This is a genomic window from Vibrio cholerae (assembly GCF_008369605.1).
In the GTDB taxonomy this organism is placed as follows: Bacteria; Pseudomonadota; Gammaproteobacteria; order Enterobacterales; family Vibrionaceae; genus Vibrio; species Vibrio cholerae.
This window is the reverse complement of record NZ_CP043554.1, coordinates 2322955-2342906: the sequence shown is the minus strand read 5'-3', so window position 1 is coordinate 2342906 and position 19952 is coordinate 2322955. Positions and strand designations below refer to the sequence as shown.

Sequence of the window (19952 nt, the reverse complement as noted above, 5' to 3'; positions counted from 1 at the left end):
TAAAACGCTTAGGTATTAGCAAATGGGCACTCAGCGAGTGCCCGAAAATGGATTAACCTAGAACAACCACGACTTGGTTAACGCTGCCTGCGGCTTGCACAGGAACGGCACCTTCAATCGCTTGACCATTCAGGGTGATGGATTTCACGCCTTTTGAAACGCCTTGCGGGTTTTCCACTTTGATCTGATAAGTCGCATCACGCCATTCGCGAGTCACTTCAAAACCCGGCCATGACGTTGGGATACAAGGATCGATCTCCAGTGCATCGAAGCCCGCTTTGATACCCAAGATATAGTTGGTGGTCGCATGGTATGCCCAGCCAGAAGTACCGGTTAACCATGGGTGGTTAGCGCGGCCGTGATCTTGGTGGTCACGCCCCATGATGAACTGTACGTAAGAATAAGGTTCAGCAATACGGGTTTCGATGATGTCGTTTTGGTTGTATGGGTTGAGTGCGTCATACAGCTCCATCGCACGATCACCACGGCCCAGTTTCGCTTCGGCTACCCATGCCCATGGGTTTGGATGCGAGAAGATCGCGCCGTTCTCTTTCACGCCTTGGTAAACGCGAGTCACGAAACCGATGTCATCATTTGGCGTGGCAAATGATGGAGCGTTCAGGTGTAGACCGTATTTGGAGAACAGGTATTTGTAGACCGCATCCATTGCTTTGATGCCGCGTTCATGGCTAACCGTGCCAGACAACACTGCAAGCGAGTTAGACTCTAAATGCACTTTGCCTTCCACTTGTTCGAAGGTTCCGATCTTGTCGCCATTTTTGGTCAGGCCACGGATGTACCATTCGCCTTGTTCATCCCACAAGTGAGTTTCACACGCTTCGCGTACACCATCGGCCATCGCTTGGTACTTGTCGGTTGCCGCTTCATCATTGCGATAGCGTGACAGTTCAAGGAAAGATTCCAACGCCCAGAAGTGTAGGAAAGAGACCATAGAGGACTCACCACCACCGAGGTTCAAACAGTCGTTCCAGTCGGCACGCAGACCCTTACAGATACCGGTTTGACCCACATATTCTGCAGAGAAATCTAGCGCTGCCATCATGTGCTCGTACACAGTGGCGTTGCCGCCATCCGCGTAAGGGATCACTTCGTCGATAAAGGCGAAGTCACCGGTCTCTTTCACATAGTTGAGGATGGTTGGCACAATCCACAGGTGATCGTCAGAACAGGTATCTTTAATGCCGTGGATCTTGTCTTCATCCGACGGTGTGGGGACAACTGTGGGTGATTTAGACGGTTTAACATCCGCTTTTTCTGGATCGAACCAGTCAGGATCAAACAGGTGCAGACCGTAACCGGCTTTCACTTGACCACGCAGTAGGTCAACGAGGCGCTTACGAGTCATCGCTGGGTTAGTGTGCGGTACGGAGATCGCATCTTGCGCAGTATCACGGTAGCCAAGGCCTGTACGGCCGCCGACTTCAATGAAAGAGGCGAAACGGGACCACACCACACACGTTTCCGCTTGGTACAGAGTCCAAGCGTTGATCATGGTATCGAGACCTTGGTTGGGTGATTTGACTTGGAATTTCGCACAACGCTCATCCCAGTGTGCTTTGATACCTGCAAAGGCTGCATCGACTTTGCTCAAGTCTTGGTATTTTTCACGCAGTTTTGCGCCGTTGCCTTTGCCTACACCTAAGATCACCGCAAAGCGCACTTTCTCGCCCGGTTGCAGCACGAATTGCTTATGCAGTGCACCACAATGGTTGTAACAGGTTTGCGCACTGTTCGAGCACTTACCTTGCGCCACGGCGATTGGGTTGGCTTCATCACGATACATGCCAAGGAATTGGTCACGTTGGCCATCGTAGCTGTCGGCATCGAAAGTTGCAGTCAGGTAGTAGAAACCGAGGAAATCATCGGTGTTGTAGTACAGGTCATACTCAATCACGCCATCTTTGAACGCTGTTCCCGCAGAGTAGAGCGACATCTGATGGTTTTGGTTGTCTGACTTGATGTGGCTGAAAGAGAACTCAACATAGTTGAACGCACTGATGGTGCGCACTTCGTTGGAGGTATTTTCGATCACTACATCCCAAACTTCGGCATCTTCGCCTTTAGGAACAAACAGAGTTTTGGTGGCGTGAATGCCGTTGTATTCACACTTGAATTTTGAGTAGGACAAGCCGTGACGAACTTCGTATTTCGCTTGTTCAAGGCTTTTCGCAACTGGTTGCCAAGAGATAGACCAGAAATCGCCTGTCGCATCATCGCGCAGGTAAACATAGTGCCCAGGACGATCTTGGGTAAAGTTTGGACGAAACTTGGTCACGCGGTTGTACTCCGGTGAGTGATAGAAGGAGTAACCCCCTGCGTTGTGTGAAATCACCGTACAGAATTTTTCAGTACCGAGATAGTTAGTCCAAGGTGCGGGTACGTCAGGGCGAGTGATGACGTATTCGCGATTATCATTATCGAAATAGCCGTATTTCATTGTGCTTTCCTTTTAAACCAGCTGCCCTATGGCAGCTAAAAATTTTGCTAGTGAAAACCAGCGTGAGTTCCGTCACGCCATTGTTACGATTTTCGGAAGAATTACTTTCAAGGCAGAATTACTTCCAAGGCGCGCGATAAGGTATTTTCTGCTTATCCAGCAGTGGTAAATGCCCTTTCAAACGCGCTAGATAATCCAACCAGTTACGCTGGGATTTCTCTGTCCAACCGCCTTCTGCTAATGCCGTGAGACGTGGATAGAGCATGTATTCCATGCGTTCTGAGTTATTGATCAATTCACACCACAAGGCGCATTGAATACCTAAAATGCGTTTACGCAGTGGGTCATTGGCCGGAACGTCGGCTAACGGTTCATAACCGTAAGCACGCTCTAGCGGAGTAACACCCGCCCAATCCACGCCCGGTTCTTCAGGAGCGTAGTCTTGAACGATATCGAGATAGGTAAATTGTCCCGGCTGCAAAATCACGTCAAAGCCTTGTTTGGCGCAATCCAAGGCGGCTTTTTCCGATAGCCAAGAGTAAATCACCGTATCTTTACTCACTTTGTCGCCGTGATGGGCTTCTTCCCAGCCGACCATGCGCTTACCTAAGCTCTTGAGTTTTTTCTCAGCGTAGCGTAATAAGTGGCCTTGCAGCTCTTTCGGGTCGGTATAGCCTTGCTCTTGCATTAAGGCTTGGCATTTCGGGCTATCTACCCACACACCGTGTGGAACTTCATCGGCACCGATATGAATAAATTGGCTTGGAAACAGCGCAGCCACTTCTTCCAATACGATGTCGAGGAATTGATAAGTGCCCGGCAGTGCAGGGGAGAGCACGTTGTCGTTGTAGTACTGAATACTGCGATATTGCGAGCAATCTTCCTCATCGACCAGCCATTCTGGCAGCGCTTTGATCGCGGCGCGGCTGTGCCCTGGTACGTCAATTTCAGGGATGACAGTAATGCCACGATCGCTGGCGTACTCAATCACTGCACGGATCTCATCTTGGGTATAGAAACCGCCATGACGCTCGGTGAGTAAGCTGTACTGAGGTTCCAGCACTTCATCCATGCCACGCCATGCACCAATGTCTGTCAGTTGCGGCAGGCGTTTAATCTCAATACGCCAACCTTCATCATCGGTCAGATGCCAGTGGAACACGTTAAATTTGTAGTGTGCCAGTTGATTGATCACTCGTTTGACCTGCTCAAGCGAGTGAAAGTGGCGGGCACAATCGAGCATCATGCCGCGATACTTAAAGCGCGGTGCATCGACAATTTTGACCAGAGGAAAACGCAATGAGCCTTGATGCGCTTGCGCCAGTTGCAGCAACGTCGCGCTGGCATGCATAAAGCCACTATGGCTGCCTGCTTCAATCTTGATCCCTTGCGCTTCGATATTGAGTTGATAATGGCCCTCATCGAGCGTGGGATTACTGCGGTAGACGATATCGCTATGGCCAACCGTATTCAGTTTGAACCCATGCAGTGCATGTAATTCTTGCTCTAACCAGCGTGCAGCACGCGCGGCCGAGTCCGATTGCAGCGAGATCTGGCTGGAGTGGTTGACCACAAACTCACCTTGGAAACGTTGCAGTGAGTTAGGTTTGGGGATGAGGCAGAGCTCAGCTGCAGTCACTTCAGGGATCTGGCTACGCTCGCGAAATGGTGATGCGAGAACGATAGGGTTAACCGCGACGTTAATACGTTCAACAGGCTGTTTATCATTGAGTTGGACAAACGCGTGCTTTACCCCATCGGTGTAGAAATGGTAAGGCGCGGTTTTGATGATGAACTCACAATAAAAGTGGCCATTAGCTGGCAACACTTTTTCCGTTGGAACAATCGAACATAAGCTGCCGACTTGGGTCAGTTGACCGTTGGTCACACTCATGGGTTGGATGTAACGATCAATCACAAAATACAGCGACCAATCATGCAGATCTTGATCGCTCAAATTGTGCAGGGTTAAACCAAAACGGCAATCCGGTTTTTGTTCCGAGAGCACCGCAAATTCAATTCGATAACTCATAAACCATCCTTATACAGGTTGTGCTCAGGCTTACCGGCAAACATTAATGCGCCTTCGATAGCATCCGATTGCGGTTTGACAATCCACTGCTGTACCGGTGGGGAGAGCCAATCTTGGATACGCTCAGCAATGCTGCCCATTAAACAGATGCGTTCTGCGCCTTTGTGGTGTAAAGCGATCAGGAACATTTCAATGTCTGCGGCGGTCTGTTTGAGTAATTCAATCGCGAGGGTATCGCCGCAATAGGCATGGCTGAAAATCTGAGGTGAAAATTGCCCATAATCGCGAGGCAGGGCGGTTTTAGACCAAGCAACAATGGCATCAATATCATGGTTAAAGTGGTTCATCACTACATCACACAGCGGGGTATGGGGACGGATGCCGTCTTGTGCGAGCAGCACTTGTTGAATCAGGCGTAAGCCCATGACGGCGCCACTGCCTTGATCGGAGATTGGGAACTCACGGCCGCCAACCACGTACTGTTTGCCACCTTTTAGCAAAATGCCACACGATCCGGTTCCGGCGATCATGATCGCGCCCTCTTCACCAAGATGCGCGCCAAGACAAGCGCCATAAGCATCGGTGTTAAGCGTGATGGAAGCGAAAGGGTGCGCCTGCTGCATAAAAGCGTGCCACGCCTCTTTTTGCTCCGCACCAGCCAAAGCAAGACCTACATGCATACGCGGGAAGTCGTCTGATGATAATCCGCCTTGCTCTGCCGCTTGGGTGATCGCATCGACTACGGAACGCAACGCCACCTCAACACCGAGCATGATGTTGGCGCTGCCACTTTTGGCTTCGCCAACCCATTCACCTTGCTGATTACGAATGCGAGCACGGCAGGATGTACCGCCGCCATCAATGCCTACGTAGTAGTTCATTGGTTCTCCTCCCCGTGAGCGGTAAAGTGAGCAAATTGGCTGATGATGGCAAGCAGATACCAAGCGCCATGCGGGATCCATTGTTCTCCCCAACGCCAGTTTTGCAGCATGTCATCTTTTTGCCCTGCTGGGTTAAACGCGATATCTCTTGGGTCATCAAAGCCCGCGGTTATGCCGTTACACACACCGCCTTTGGCATTGAAAAAGCCTAAATGAGGTAAGTAATCGGGATTATTGTGCCCATGTCCATCGAGCATGCACATGTTGTAAGGATTGAGCCCGACAATCCAGTTCAGGGCATTTTGTGACCACTGTTCAAGCGGTTTAGCGATAGCGGTACTCAAATGAGGCTGAGCAAGATAGGCCATGCTCGCCAACGAGGCGAGACGGGCATTTTCACCTTGCCACCAGTAACCACTTTCGTTGTCTTGGGCGATAAAGAAACTGGTGCGTTTGGCGCTTTCCACCCCTTTGACATACTGACGCGGGTACCCAAACGGGTTGGAGACTTGTTGAGTTATCGCTAACTCGAATTGACAGGCCTGCTCGACCACTCTTTGGAGTTGAGCGTAGTTAGCCGTATCCGTTTCAATATTCAGATACTCGCAAAGTGCAATGACAGGCAGACCTGCATCACTGGCGTGGAAGTATGGGCGCTCACCGTTGCTGGTGGCAGACCAGTAGTGCGCAATTTGTTCATCGCTGCATTGACGCTTGGCTAAACGCTGTGCCCACTCACGAGCTTGAGCCAGATATTGGTCATTCTCTGTCGTGCGGTAAAGTTCGCAACACGCCAAGAGGGCGCAGTACTCATCAATGATGTTTTCAACCCCATCATTGAGGTAGGCGAGGTTATGCTCTTTGAGGTGCCAGTAGCCTTTTTCTGCCGCCTGTAAATAGTCAGTTTGTGTGAACTCGCCGTGCGTATCCAAACGCGCGGCTGCGGCAAGTGCAGCAATCGCCATGCCACCACCTTGGCGAAAACCCGCTTGATAATCATCGGATTTATGGCCTTGTTGGGTCGCGTAGGCACAAATCTCCCGTTGTTTGGTGTCTTTGCTCCATTTGTCAAAGACGGTCATATAAAAAAATCCCTCGGAGTTTTGCATACGGCGTAGAAAATCAGCACCAAACAACGCTTCATCCTTGAGGCGAGTGCGAGAAAACGATGCAAAACCCGAGTGATGTTGTAAAACCGCTAACCCTTTGAGCATGTTCCAGACCACCAAAGGTGTTTGTTGTGGGTTCAAATAGTTAGCGTAAGAAAGGTGACTGAGATACTTGCTAACGTCACCTGAAGCGTCGTACCAGCCACCGTGCACATCGGCAGTGGTTGATGTGCCCAGCAGCGGTACTTGCTTGTCTTGTTGATCAAACTGCCCAGAGCAGCGTTGCGATTTAAAGTAGTGCAGCACATCAGAAAATGTGCGTTGCATTAATACGCCTCGCGCAATAGTAAAAGTGGCAGAATGCGTGTGTTCCAGGCGCAGATAATAGTCGCCTGGCGTCGTGAAATCGGAAAAATCGATACGATGAAATTGTCCCTGATGCCAGTTGTCGACCTTGCCGTGCCACTCAATAGCGAGCTTGGCAACGGTTTGGTGACTACGAGCGCAAACCAAAAGCACACAATCGTCCATGAGTTGTGTTTGTCCACACAGCAACACCGCCTGTTTAGGGCCTTGGGTTTCATAGCCAATGTGGTTGGTCAGTAACAGCATTCATTTTCTCCGCAGTATGGATTGAGCAAGCTCCCTACGAGAGGGAGCTGCTGGTTTTATTTTTCAAACAGATAACAACGAACAAAGTGGTTGTCAGACAACTGAGAGACTTCTGGCAAGGCTTCGCGACATTTCGCGGAAGCGTGCAAACAGCGTCCTGCAAATGGGCAGCCGACAGAATTCGGAGTCCACAGTGGGATCTCGCCTTTGTTGCCTTCCAATTTTTCGTGGATCGACTTTTTCGGATCGGGTACCGCAGAGACTAACAGCTTGGTGTAAGGGTGCTGAGGATCGTGAATGATCTCATCGGTATCACCCCATTCCACCATGTGTCCTACGTACATAACGGCTAAATCTTCAGCGATGTAGCGAGCGGTCGCGATGTCGTGCGTGATGTATAGCAGAGACATTTGACGCTCAAACTTCATCTCTTCCATCAGGTTGAGTACGCCTGCACGGATTGACACATCGAGCATTGAAGTGGGTTCATCAGCCAGAACAACCTCAGCACCAACAGCAATGTTACGTGCTAAGTTAACGCGCTGACGCTGACCACCAGAAAGTTGGTGCGGATATTTCGCGGCCGTGGCTTTCGGTGGGATGAGACCGACTTGTTCAAGCAGTTCGTAAACACGCTCTTCCAACTCTTTTTTGTTGCCCGGCGTAACCTTTTTGTGGATCAGCAGCGGGCGAGCAATGTGGTGGAAAATGGTATGGGTCGGGTTGAGTGAGCCAAACGGATCTTGCCATACCATCTGTACGCCTTCGCGGTAATGCATCAGGTCGTCACGAGAAACGATGTCCTGAATATCACGGCCTTTGTACTCGATAACCCCAGAGGTCGGCGCGTACATTTTGGCGATCATCTTGGCGGTGGTGGATTTGCCTGAGCCAGACTCACCCACCACAGATAAACCGCGACTTTTGTACATTTTGAATGATACGTCGTTGATGGCACGCATCATGGGTTGTTTGAGTGCGTTACTGTTGATGGCAAAATCTTTAACCAGATTTTTTCCCTCAACCAGTAATTCGCCATGTGGTTTGCTCATAATTGTCTCCAGAAATTCTTTGCTACTGCTTTGTCGTACGCCTTAGCGTTTTATAGTGGCGTTCGATTGCGTATAGAGATGGCAGTTAGAAAAGCGGCCATGCTCGATTTGGCGCAGTACGGTCGGTACCTTAGTACAAGCTTCATGAACTCGGTCACAGCGAGCTTGGAAACGGCAACCTTGAGGAATGTCCAACAGGTTGAGTGGGTTTCCAGGGATCCCTGTGAGTTTTGTTTTTGGTCCAGTTAATGGTGGAAAAGAACTTCCCAACCCTTTGGTATAAGGGTGGTAAGGGGTTTCCAGAATTTGTTTTGAAGGAGCCACTTCAATCAATTCACCGGAGTACATGATGCCGATACGGTCTGAGAACTCGACCATCAGTGACAAGTCATGAGTAATGAACAGAATAGAGAAACCAAACTCTTCTTTGAGTGCGTAGATCTTCTGCAGAATTTCACGCTGAACGACAACATCTAGCGCGGTCGTAGGTTCATCCATAATGATCATTTTTGGATTGAGCGCGAGCGCAATCGCAATCACCAAGCGTTGACGCATACCACCCGAGAACTGGTGCGGATAATCGTTAAGACGGCTTGGGTGAATATCCACAATTTCTAACAGCCCTTCAGCACGACGTTTGGCTTGTTCACGCGTCATATTGGTATGGCGCATGATCACATCGCAAAATTGCTCTTCCATGGTCAGAACTGGGTTCAGCGCGTTCATCGCACTTTGAAATACCATCGACATTTCTTTCCAACGGAACGCTTGCATGCGCTCATCACTGTACTTCAGGATGTCTTCACCGTTGAAGATCACCTCGCCACCAGTGATGAACGCGGGCGGCTTATGCAGGCGCATCAGCGAGAAGGCAACGGTGGATTTACCACAACCGGATTCACCCGCAAGGCCAAACACCTCGCCTGGGGCTAAATCGAAGCTCACATTGTTACAGGCACGGACATCGCCAGCATCGGTAATGTAGTCCACGCATAAGTTGCGGATTGAGATTAATGGCGTAGTCATGATTATTTATCTCCGCTCCAAAGTGCATTTTGTGGTGGTACGTTTGGCTCACGTGCTTTTTGGTCTTGCTTGGCAAGGTTTTTCCAACGCTTCATACCTTTATGTGAACGCAACTGTGGGTTAGCAATTTCGTCAACCGCAAAGTTCAACAGCGCAAGGCCTGTGACCAGCAGAGTCAAAGATAAACAAGGTGCCAGCAGTTCCCACCAAGCGCCGATCAGCATCGAAGATGAGGTTTGTACGTTGTAGAGCATGATGCCCCAACTGATGGTGTTAGGATCGCCCAAGCCTAGGAAGGAGATCGTCGCTTCCATCATGATCGCGTACATCACCGAACCGATAAAACTTGCGCCGACAATCGAAATCAGGTTTGGCAGAATCTCAATAAAGATGATGCGCCATGAAGATTCGCCTAGAACTTCTGCGGCTTTCACAAACTCTTTCTCACGCAGTGCCATGGTTTGCGAACGAACCACCCGCGCACCCCAGGCCCAGGAGGTACAGCCAATAATCAGTGCTATGGTGAGAGGTCCCGCTTCCCCAATAAAGGCGGCTAATACGAACAGCAGTGGGTATTGCGGAATGACCAGCATGATGTTCATTGCGGCGGTGAGGAAATCGTCGATTTTCCCGCCAAAATAACCCGCAGAGACACCGATGACGGTGGCTAAGAAACAGACCGTGATACCAGCGCCGAAGCCCACAGCTAAGGATACGCGAGCACCATAAGCCACTTGTGACCACACATCACGCCCCATACGTGTGGTGCCTAGTATGTGGTCAGCTTTTTTCGACATCGCTAGAGTGCGGCGATCGGTCGCTAGGTTTTCGGCAATCCAGCCATCAGGGTTCGCTTTAGCCGCTTTTACGACAAAAGCGGGGTATTCGTGCGGATTACCCGTGCGCTTGTCTGGCTCATGAGAGGTAAGAAGTGGTGCTGCAACCGCGAGCAGAAAAAACAGGCCTAAGATGGTGACACCAATCATCGCCATACGGTTGCCGCGTAAGAGTTTCCAAAGTGCTTTCATGATTATTTACCTCCCTTGCGTAAGCGAGGGTCAAGAACAACGTATAACATGTCCGCCAGCAGATTAAAGAACAGCATGAACAGCGTCATGATCAGCAGCTGGCCTTGCAGAACTTGGTAGTCACGTGCGGTAATCGCGTTGAACAGTACAGTGCCTAAACCTGGGTAGTTGAAGATGATTTCGATAATCAACTGACCACCAATCGCCATACCGAGCGACATAGAAAGAGCGGTCACACTTGGCAGTAGAGCGTTACGTGCTGCGTAGTTAAATACCACGCGGTTTTCGCTCAGGCCTTTGCCTTTTGCCATAGTGATGTAATCTTCAGCGAGCAGGTTAATCATGTTGTTACGCATGTTGACCAAGAAGCCACCGATCTGCACGATCGAAGCACAGAACAGAGGAAGAACGGCGTGATAACCGACGTCTTTGATGAATGCCCAACTCGTCCAATCTGGAGTGGTACCTGCTGTGTATGCGTAGCCAGTTGGGAACCAACTTAAACCGATAGCGAAAGTGAACATGGCGAGCATGGCAATAACCACTTGTGGTACAGCCTGAATCACCAGCATTCCCGGAGTAATAAAAGTGTCGTAACGGCTGCCCCGTTTCCATGCGGCAAAAATACCGAGCACAGAGCCGATGGAGAAAGAGATGATAACCGCCGTTCCCGCAAGGAACAGTGACCAACCAAATGCACCACCAAGCAGCTCATTCACACTTAAAGGGTAGAATTTGATTGAAGTGCCCAGTTCCCAAGTCAGGATGCTTTTGATGTACGTCAGATACTGCACATACCAAGGACCTTCAACAAAGCCAAGTAACTGTTTCATGGCTTCGATACGTTCTGGAGTAACTTGTGCGGTTGCGTGAGCAAACATCATGGTGACCGGATCACCAGGCATGGCACGCGGAATAATAAAGTTTAATGTTGCTGCGACCAGCAACGCGGCAAAATAGAACGACAATCGTCTTAAAAAGTAACCCATAACTTACACCTTACTCACCCAGTTTTGTCCTGTCTCTGGTTTCAGGTCTCGCCCCTAGCGAATTTGAGAGCGAGAAATCCCCTGACGACGAGCGCCATATGTCTGCTTAACAACATGAGGGGATTTAGATAGGCGGCGCACAGCGTGCGCCGCAAGAAATGAACGTGTATTACTTAACTGGTTTCAGATCCAGTACGTGTAGTAGACGCTCTGGGATACCAGCCCAAACGCTTGGACGGCCCTTCGGATTTTCTTCGCTCCACCAGCCAGTGAAACGAGTGGTGTTGTACTGATACATCCATGCACCAGACATTACAGGGATAGTCACTTGGTTTTCAGCAATGATCTTCTGAATACCGTGAGCGATCGCTAACTGCTCGTTCTTGTCCGCTGTTTTGTAGAAGCTGTCTAGCAAACCATCAAGCTTCTTATCGGTGAAGTAGTGCATCGCAAAGCGTGGCATACCGTCGCCAGATTGTAGAGCTGAGTTGTAGCCGCTGTTCCAGTAAGTGAATGGGTCAGCGCCGTGGAAGTAGTTGGTGTACGCAACGTCGTAAGTACCTTCTAGCATCGCTTGGTTATAAACCGCGAATTCAGGAGTACGTGCTTTCGCTTTGATACCCACTTCTTGTAGCTGCTCAACCGCCAGTTGAACTGTGTTGTTAAAGTCAGTCCAGCCGTTTGGAGATTGGATCAGCAGTTCAAAAGATTTGCCTGATGGAGTTTCAACGAAACCGTCACCGTTCACATCTTTGAAGCCCGCTTTTGCCAGTAGCTTCTTAGAGCCTTCAACGTCATAAGTGTTGAAGCCTTTGTACTTTTTGTGGGTCGCTTCATCAGACCATGCTTCGAATGCGTAGCCAAGACCAGATGCGAAGTCGTTCACTGTACCGCTGCCGTAGAAGGCGATATCAATGATGGTTTGACGATCCAGAGCCATAGAGAACGCACGACGGAAATCTACGTTATCCAGTGCTTCTTTTTTCGCTGGATCTGGGTTTTTGAAGTTCACCATGAACGCCTGAGTACCCGCTGCTGGATACCAGTAGTGGTGGTTAGGGTTCGCTGCGGCGTAAGTACGGTCGATATCTGGAACGAATGAAGAAGTCCAGTCGAGCTCAGAGTTAACGATTTTGCCCAGTAGTTGGTCGTTGTTTGCGATTTGTGGAACACGCAGACAGTCAACTTCTAGGTTAGCGGCATCCCAGTAGTTCGGGTTACGACACTGGATGTACAGTTGTGGAGTGAAAGTGTCGATCACGGTGAAAGGACCAGTACCTACTGGATTTTCGTTAGTGAAGGTGGTTGGATCTTTCACGTCTTTCCACACGTGCTCAGCAACGATAGGGATCAGAGAAATTTCATAAGGTACGTTTGAGTTTGCTTCAGACAAACGGAAACGCACTTTGTATTCGTCAACTTTCTCAACGCTGGTAACCCACTTGTTGATACCACGTTGATCGAGTTCTGGTTTCGCTTTCAGCAGGCCGAAAGAGTAAACCACGTCGTCAGCTGTGAATGCTTCACCGTCAGACCACTTAACGCCTTTGCGGATATCGAAAGTCACGCTCATCAGGTCGTCAGCCATTTTATAGCTTTCTGCCAGACGGAAAACAGGCGTATTACCTTTCATTTCATTGAATACAACCAGAGGTTCATAGATAAAGTCGGTGGTTGTACGCAGGTTAGTCGCTAAGTACGGGTTGAAGTTACGTACCATTGTAGGGTAGAAATCTGGCACGATGGTGAGCTCACTACGTGCAAACGCTGGAGCTGAAACACTGGTTGCTGCTGCGATTACTGCGGCGGCTAGTGCTGTCTTTTTAATATTGGCAAGCATAGCTGTTCCTTACTAGTTGCTTTCATTTCACTAATGGATGGAATGTCATCAATTGATAAACACTCTCCAAGACCTACCTCATCACTTTTACCCCGTCGGAGGGTGGGGAGTCATGAGTGGCCTGTAGGCCTTTGGCAGGAGTAAGAAAACACCTAGCCAAGAAATTTATCAATTGCAATTCCCGTTAAAAACGTCAAAACCTAGATGCCCTACGTCATTAACGTCAAAATACCTTATGATGTGTGATTTTTGTACAAAAAACGCGAAGTGATTCAACTCGCAAAACGGGTACGATTTAGCTAGGTTTGTTAGTGTTTACTTACTCATTTGGCCTTTTTTGATAATGACTCTTTGCCTGAGCGCTATTTGCGAGATCTCGCTCACTAGCCTGATTTTACGTTAATTTAATCGATTAAATTAAATCTGGCGAATTGTTGTGACTCCCTTCGCAATCTCAAACAAAGGCTGACTGAATCAGGAATTTGCTACCCTTTCTTACCGTTTTATCCCGACTTTTTGAATACAAGAAGAGGGGAGTAATATGCTTTTTTTATCTCTTGAATCAAGTCTGAGTGTGTGACTCTAGTGCTCAATATGAAGGAACGAATTCCTTTGCAATAGGAAGCTGCGTGGTATTGGTTTTGTTGGTTCACCCCAATCACATAGTTTGCCTAGGCTCATGGGATTCACTGACTTGCCGCCTACCTGCAACTCCAAGTTGTTTGGGTATAGTGTGTCTAGAATGGTTTATCTGTGCTCATGGAGATAAATTCAGTTGTTGCCTAGCGGCAATTCAAGTTGCTTGGGTATGTCACTTCAAGACCTTGATTAACCGAGCTGGGAAAGCGTTTTGGGATGGACATAAAAAAACCACCCTGCGGTGGTTTTTATGGCTCGCTTGCGGATTGCTTTATTCACTGGTCAGGAGTTTTTGCAATTTATCGCGCTGCATTTCGATGTGAGTGCGTTCAGGGCCTGCTTCTTTGCAATGCTCAAGAATGTAGTCGAGCGAGTTCAGTACGGTTCGCCAACGCGGTGTTTTAGGCAGTGTCTCAATTCGTAAGTATTTGTCTAGGGTGCGAGTTTGTAGGGTGCTGCGGTCAAGATAAACGCGCCACAAGCCACTTTGTTCGGCAAACGTGAACTTGCTTTGCCCTGAGACTCGTTCCCAATAGTTCAAGGCACTGGTCATGGCTTCGACTAACACGGCACGCATCAAATCTTGTTTCGATTGATACTCGCCCGAGGCTTTATCTGCAAGACGAGTAAACTCACCACCCAGTTCCTTGAGTTTTTGCAGCTTGTCTTTATCGCCTTCGAAGGCATAGCTAGACAGAGCTTCTACCGCGGTTTCGAGGTTATGAATCCGCGCGGCATTGACGCTGCCTCCGACATTAAAAATGTACATCGCTTGTAAGCCAGAACCTTGCGGCAAGCGAAGGACATCGGCAGAGAGGTGCTGGCGCACATCATCGACGTAAACATCAATATTGCCGCAGTAATGCTCTTGCTCAATATTCAAGAATTTAGGTGCAATCAGTTCTTCGGCGTTGGAACGTTTGAGCTGCTCAGGGGTACGTCTAAATAAACGTGCTGCTGCTTCGTTAGCAAAACGTACTTTATTACCCTCTTTGACGCACAAAATCGCTTCTGGTGCAGATTCTAACTGTTCCAACAATCGGCCTTGGGTTTCCAATAGGCTCGCTTCTACCATAGCGCGATGCTTCAACTCTTTTTGCAGTTGGGCATTCTCAATGCGGCGCAGTTCGGCTTTGCTCGCCGTGAGGTGAGCGACAATGCGTGCGGCCAGCTCTTGTTTGTTGAATGGTTTGGATAAGTAGTCATTGGCTCCAGCTTCAAACCCTCGTACCCGATCATCAGACTGGTTGAGAGCCGTCAGCATAATAATAGGCAGTTCAGCGTGGTCGTAAGTTTGTCGAAGTTTTTCACACACTTGATAACCGCTCATGCCTGGCATCATGATGTCGAGTAACACCAGTTCAGGTTTTTCACGTTTAATTGCTTCAAGTACTTGATGGCCATCTTGCGCGGTATGTACGCGATAACCTTCAAGACGTAAAAAGCTGTCCAGCACACGCAGGTTGACTGGTTCATCATCGGCGACCAACAGAAGTGGGCCATGTTCATTTTCGGGTAAGTTGCTTTGCTCGGGCAGTTCAGTATCCAACACTTCCGGTGCTTGGAAGTGGGGGAGCTCGGTCAAGCGCGCTTGAGCAATCTCTTCTTCGCTCGCCAGAGGCAGCGTGAAGCTAAAGGTAGTGCCAACCATCGGCTGACTACTTACGTAGAGAGTGCCGTGCATCAATTCGATTAACTGACGACTGATGGAAAGCCCGAGTCCTGCGCCTTGGCGATAGCGACTCGCATCATGGCCCGCTTGAATCAATGGCTCAAAGATGTGCTCCAGTTGTTCTGCCGGAATCCCTTGACCTGTATCCACCACCTGCACTCGCACTTTATCGTCAATATAGGTTGCGGAGATAACAATTTTGCCTTCGGAAGTGTACTTAATGGCATTGCCGATCAAGTTATACAGGACTTGCTCTAAGCGTTGAGGATCCGCAGAAACCCAGACCGGTTGTTCTGAGACTTGATTAATAATGCGCAGCGTTTTCTTGCCAAGTAAATGGTGAGAAAGCTCCAAGACTAAGCGCGTAGCGCTCGATAAATCAACGGCACACCTTTGAATATCCAGCGCGCCATAGCGCATTTTGTGGTAATCGAGTAGATCATCAACCAGAGTCGCCAAGCGTTGCCCACTGCTGATAATGATGTCGAGTTGATACTTGTGCGCTGCTGAAATTGGGCCATTTGCCCCCGAGATCAGGGCTTCGGCAATACCAATCATGCCATGCAATGGGGTGCGTAATTCATGTGATGTGGTCGCGAGGAACTCATCTTTTAGCTTATTCGCTAGCTGTAACTCATCGTTTTGCTTACGAATGATCAGTAAGTTGCTCTCTAACTCTTTATTTTGCGATTTGATCAGCGATATTTTTTCGCGAATGGAACGCTGCATACGCTCAAAACTGACCGCTAAGCGGCCAATTTCATCTTTGCGTTCGGTATTGATCATGGCTTCATCAAGATCGCCTGCCGAAACACGTTCGGCTGCCCATGTCAGCTTCAAAAGCGGTGAGGTAATGAAATTGGAAAGGTAATGCGAGGCGATGACCACTAAGACGATAGCCGTCAACATCGCAAAAACAAACAGTTTTTCTAACTGACGAACGCGAGCAAACGCTTCTTTCTCTGGCAGTTCAACCACCAGAGCCCAATGGATATTTTTCAAATTGATCGGTGCGTAGGCCGCGATGATCTGTTCACCATCGGTATTGGTGTAAGTGCCTACGGCGCGTTTGCCCGATAAGGCTAAATCGACCACAGCTTTACTTTTTTCAACCGCAATTTCGGCGGAAGTTAAGGTTCTTGAGCGGTGATCTTGCCCCACCAGAATGGTTTGCATTGAAGGATTGCTACTGCCTTCTGCGATGAGTTTGGTGATCGCATTGCTTGGTAAGCGGAACATCGCGTAACTATGCAAGTAGCCTTGCTGAATAATCGGTGCGCCAAGCCAAGCGTATTGTTTGCCATCCTCTTGTACGAAATCAGAAATCACGACAGGGGTGAAATCTTCGTTGGTTTTGCGCTGTTCATTGACCGTTTGTTCTAAACGCTTGAAGGTATGGCCTAGATTGGTGTCTTGGTATTTGCCCGTTAATAAGTTGGTGCCAAAATTGTCGTATTTATAAATCGAATAAACGACGTTGCCATCAATATCGACCAATAAAATGTCATCAAAGTCCGACCGTTTCAGCAGTTCTAAGTAAGCCCAGTGGTAGCGTTTATGCAGCAGTCGATAGCGTTCACTGCCCACGTAACTGCTTGATTGGGGGAGCACCGAGGTTTTTATTTGGTCACCCGATCCGGTGATATAGCGCTGCTGAGCATGTTCACGAGCCGCTTCAATACTGACGTCTAAACGCTGGAAAGCATTCACCAGACCATAAAAACGCCCGCCACTGGCATAAGCCAGCTCGGAGCGAACAAAACCCATCACTTCCGACTCTTTGGCCATCATGTAGTCGATGACCTGTTGCTGTTTATTATCCCGAACAGAAACGAGGTAAGAGGTGCTCTGCTGCTCCAGATCTTTACTGTGTGAATGTAGGAAAAACAACGCAGTAATGGTCAAAGGAATAATGCTGAGGGCCAAAAACGCAGCCATCAAGGTATTTTGCAGGCGTTTGAATTTTTGTTTTCGATAGAACCTAAACATAATTAAGGTGTTACTTTCGGTGAAACTCTGCGGCGATCGCCAAGCATGAGTGGGTGATAGACAAGAAAAACCTAAAGTAACGAAATTAACGAGTTTTTTTACTTTGACAAGTAAGTCCAAGCTAAAGCGTGGGCATAGACGCAAAAAACGTGAGGAGAATGCCGCTTTTGAGGCTGATTTACGTTAAAAGCGGCAAAATGTAACGAGTTATTTTTTTGCGTGATAGATGGCAAATTTATTGGTTTTAGCGGCGATATCGCAGTGACCAAACGCTTGCTCAAGAATTGGCGGGTATTTCAAAAAGCTGTTTGCCACCACCCAGATGGAGCCTCCCGAAGCAAGATGATCTACAGATTCGGCAAGAAGACGCTCTGTGGCGCTATAGCTGGTCTCCAATCCCGAATGGAATGGTGGATTGGTCACAATATAGTCGTAGTGATGCCCGGTGTCGGAAAACATATCGGATGGATAAACGTGGCCGTGCAGTTGGTTAGCCACTAGGGTTTCTTGGCTAGAGCGAATCGCCAGAGCGCTGATGTCTGTCATCTCTAACTCAATATGAGGGTTGAGTTTTGCCATCACACACCCCAAAACACCGGCACCACAGCCAATATCGATTACCTTACCACTCAGGGCTGGTAAGGTATCGAGCAGTAAGCGACTTCCCAGATCAAACTCGCCATGGCTAAAAACTCCCGGCAAGCTGCGGATCGTCAGCTCATGACCTTGATAGTTTACCGCGTAAGATTTAAACCATTGCTCAATATCAAAAGCGGCTGGAGTATGAACACAGTGTCCCCAATAAAATGAGCAGCGGCGTGCAGAGTCGTATTTGTGGATTGGGCCATAAGCGGCGAACATTTTTTCAATGCTCTTCACTCCAGAGCGGTTTTCACCGACCACCACAATTTCAGTGCCTGTACCGAGCTTTGCCAGCAGCATCGCGAGTAAGTATTCCGCTTCTTGCTTGGCTTTAGGCCAGTAAAGCAAAATCAGATCAGCATTGAGATCTGCTGTTAATTGCTCACCAAAGTAGCGAGTAATATCAGGGTAAGCTTTGAGCTGAGAGTAGTAGCCGTAGTGCGTGGTGAACACCGAAACGGAAGCGCAATGTTGACGAAGTTCGATAGGAAAACGATCTTCAACTTCGCCCGCGACCAGTACATGCTTATCAGCAAAATAGTCGAGTTGACGAAGGGCGATTTCACTCGGGGCAGTATAAGGTTGCATGACACGCTCTACTCAAGAAAAGGGGGCAGATTTTAGCACACTCTGCCCCTTGAATGAAACCCTAACTTGGACTTAGCTTCGGTCTTGCTGATCTAAAAAGCTGCGAAACTCTTCTTCGTAGATATTAAATAGCACCATGGTGATGGCAAAAATTAGCGGGCCATAAATTAAGCCAATTAAACCAAACAACTGAATACCGCCGAGCAGGGAGAAGAAAATCATCAAGGTATTCATCCCTGCACTGCCTTGCATTAAGAAGGGGCGGAGTAAGTTATCAATCGAGCCCACAACCGCAACACTCCAAATGGCGAGGAAAATCGCCCAAGTCGTATCACCGGTTAAGAATAGATAGAGTGTCGCAGGGATCCAAATTAACGCGGTACCGACGACGGGGATAAAGGACGCAAAGCCCATCATGGTTCCCCAAAACAGTCCCGGAAAACCCGCCAGCCACATGCCAATTCCGCCTGCCACACCTTGCGCGATGGCGGTTAAAAAAGAGCCCATCACCGCTGATTTGGAGACATTTTCTATCTCGCTGAGCAGGCGATCTTCTTGGCTGCGAGAGAGGGGCAGAATATGGCGAATCGCACTGATGATTTTGTCGTGATCGCGCAGTAGGAAGAACAGCACAAACAGCATCAGGAAAAAATGCATCACGAAGCTGGTGGCATCCCCGAGAATTTTTGCGCTAATACTGACTAAATTACTGCCGAATGTGGTTGCAAACTGACCAATGCGTTGGGCGATTTGTTGGGGGCTGATCTCTTCAAAAGGCAGATAGTGATTGGCTAAGCTGAGCCCTTTGACCACCCAAGGATGGTTAAAGAGAGCCTGAATTCCGCCTTGTGTAACCCATGCGTAGAGGTTTTGTGAGAACTTAGAGCCTTGTTGAACGATGGCCCCAAAAATAAACAGTAGGGGAATAACGATGATAACGGTTAGCACAACACAAGATAAAAAGGCCGCTAAATTGTTGTGTGAAGGCAGTTTCTTTTCAAACCAATCATGGATTGGAAACATCAAGAGCGAAATGATGAAGGCCATTATTATCGAGTTGATGTAAGGCTCGACCAACCAGTAACACGCGAGTGCAGAAGCGAGCAGCGCCACAACTAATACGCGATGACTGGATGCTAATTTGATTTTTTCTGACACAGGAGTTGTCCACCTAAAGGAATTGGAAGCGTTATAATGACGCCAATTCAGCTGCTTAGCAATCTGGAGGTCGAGATGGGCTGTTGTGATAAAAATGAATGTTGTGACAAGAAAGCGAAACGTAGACCGATTCCGTGGTTTAGCGTAGTGATTTGCGCTCTCGTGCTACTGAGTCTCTATTATTGGCAATAGATCTTCACTCAATGAAAAAGGCAGCCGAGGCTGCCTTCGCAAATT

The 19952-nt window shown here is 48.7% G+C and carries 12 protein-coding genes; all 12 read right to left on the bottom strand.

From position 1 onward, the window contains the following. Positions 1-52: 52 nt before the first annotated feature. The 12 genes from F0316_RS10820 to F0316_RS10760 all read right to left on the bottom strand — a co-directional run bounded on the left by F0316_RS10820 (position 53) and on the right by F0316_RS10760 (position 19715). Complete coding sequence (locus F0316_RS10820) at positions 53-2458, bottom strand: GH36-type glycosyl hydrolase domain-containing protein (RefSeq protein WP_000873674.1); 2406 nt, start codon at positions 2456-2458, stop codon at positions 53-55. A 118-nt stretch (positions 2459-2576) separates the two neighbouring features. Further along, a complete protein-coding gene (locus tag F0316_RS10815) occupies positions 2577-4490 on the bottom strand; it encodes a beta-N-acetylhexosaminidase (RefSeq protein WP_053034235.1) in 1914 nt (637 codons plus the stop codon). Beyond that, positions 4487-5371, bottom strand: a complete 885-nt coding sequence (locus F0316_RS10810; RefSeq protein WP_001110421.1) for an N-acetylglucosamine kinase — start codon at positions 5369-5371, stop codon at positions 4487-4489. The genes F0316_RS10815 and F0316_RS10810 overlap by 4 nt, the downstream gene beginning before the upstream one ends. Next, positions 5368-7092 (bottom strand): glycoside hydrolase family 9 protein, encoded by a 1725-nt coding sequence (locus F0316_RS10805; RefSeq protein WP_000925608.1) that lies wholly within the window; start codon positions 7090-7092, stop codon positions 5368-5370. Before F0316_RS10805 ends, F0316_RS10810 begins: the two co-directional genes overlap by 4 nt. Positions 7093-7148: 56 nt before the next feature. Continuing rightward, on the bottom strand, positions 7149-8144 hold the full coding sequence (locus F0316_RS10800) for an ABC transporter ATP-binding protein (RefSeq protein WP_054104358.1): 996 nt from the start codon (positions 8142-8144) through the stop codon (positions 7149-7151). A 42-nt stretch (positions 8145-8186) separates the two neighbouring features. After that, a complete protein-coding gene (locus tag F0316_RS10795; RefSeq protein ID WP_000211036.1) occupies positions 8187-9170 on the bottom strand; it encodes an ABC transporter ATP-binding protein in 984 nt (327 codons plus the stop codon). Positions 9171-9172: 2 nt separating this feature from the next. Continuing rightward, complete coding sequence (locus F0316_RS10790) at positions 9173-10198, bottom strand: ABC transporter permease (protein WP_000646270.1); 1026 nt, start codon at positions 10196-10198, stop codon at positions 9173-9175. Between the two features lie 2 nt (positions 10199-10200). Then, positions 10201-11187, bottom strand: coding sequence for an ABC transporter permease (locus tag F0316_RS10785; RefSeq protein WP_000540337.1), 987 nt, complete (start codon positions 11185-11187; stop codon positions 10201-10203). A 169-nt stretch (positions 11188-11356) separates the two neighbouring features. Next, a complete protein-coding gene (locus tag F0316_RS10780) occupies positions 11357-13027 on the bottom strand; it encodes an ABC transporter substrate-binding protein (RefSeq protein WP_000880698.1) in 1671 nt (556 codons plus the stop codon). 910 nt (positions 13028-13937) lie between these two features. Continuing rightward, entirely contained in the window at positions 13938-17471 is a 3534-nt protein-coding gene (gene chiS / locus F0316_RS10770) for a two-component system sensor histidine kinase ChiS (RefSeq protein ID WP_001892049.1), read from the bottom strand. Positions 17472-17534: 63 nt separating this feature from the next. Next, positions 17535-18557, bottom strand: coding sequence for a 16S rRNA (guanine(1207)-N(2))-methyltransferase RsmC (rsmC, locus tag F0316_RS10765; protein ID WP_001183366.1), 1023 nt, complete (start codon positions 18555-18557; stop codon positions 17535-17537). A gap of 72 nt (positions 18558-18629) precedes the next feature. Continuing rightward, positions 18630-19715 (bottom strand): AI-2E family transporter, encoded by a 1086-nt coding sequence (locus F0316_RS10760; RefSeq protein WP_001290813.1) that lies wholly within the window; start codon positions 19713-19715, stop codon positions 18630-18632. Positions 19716-19952 lie beyond the last annotated feature (237 nt).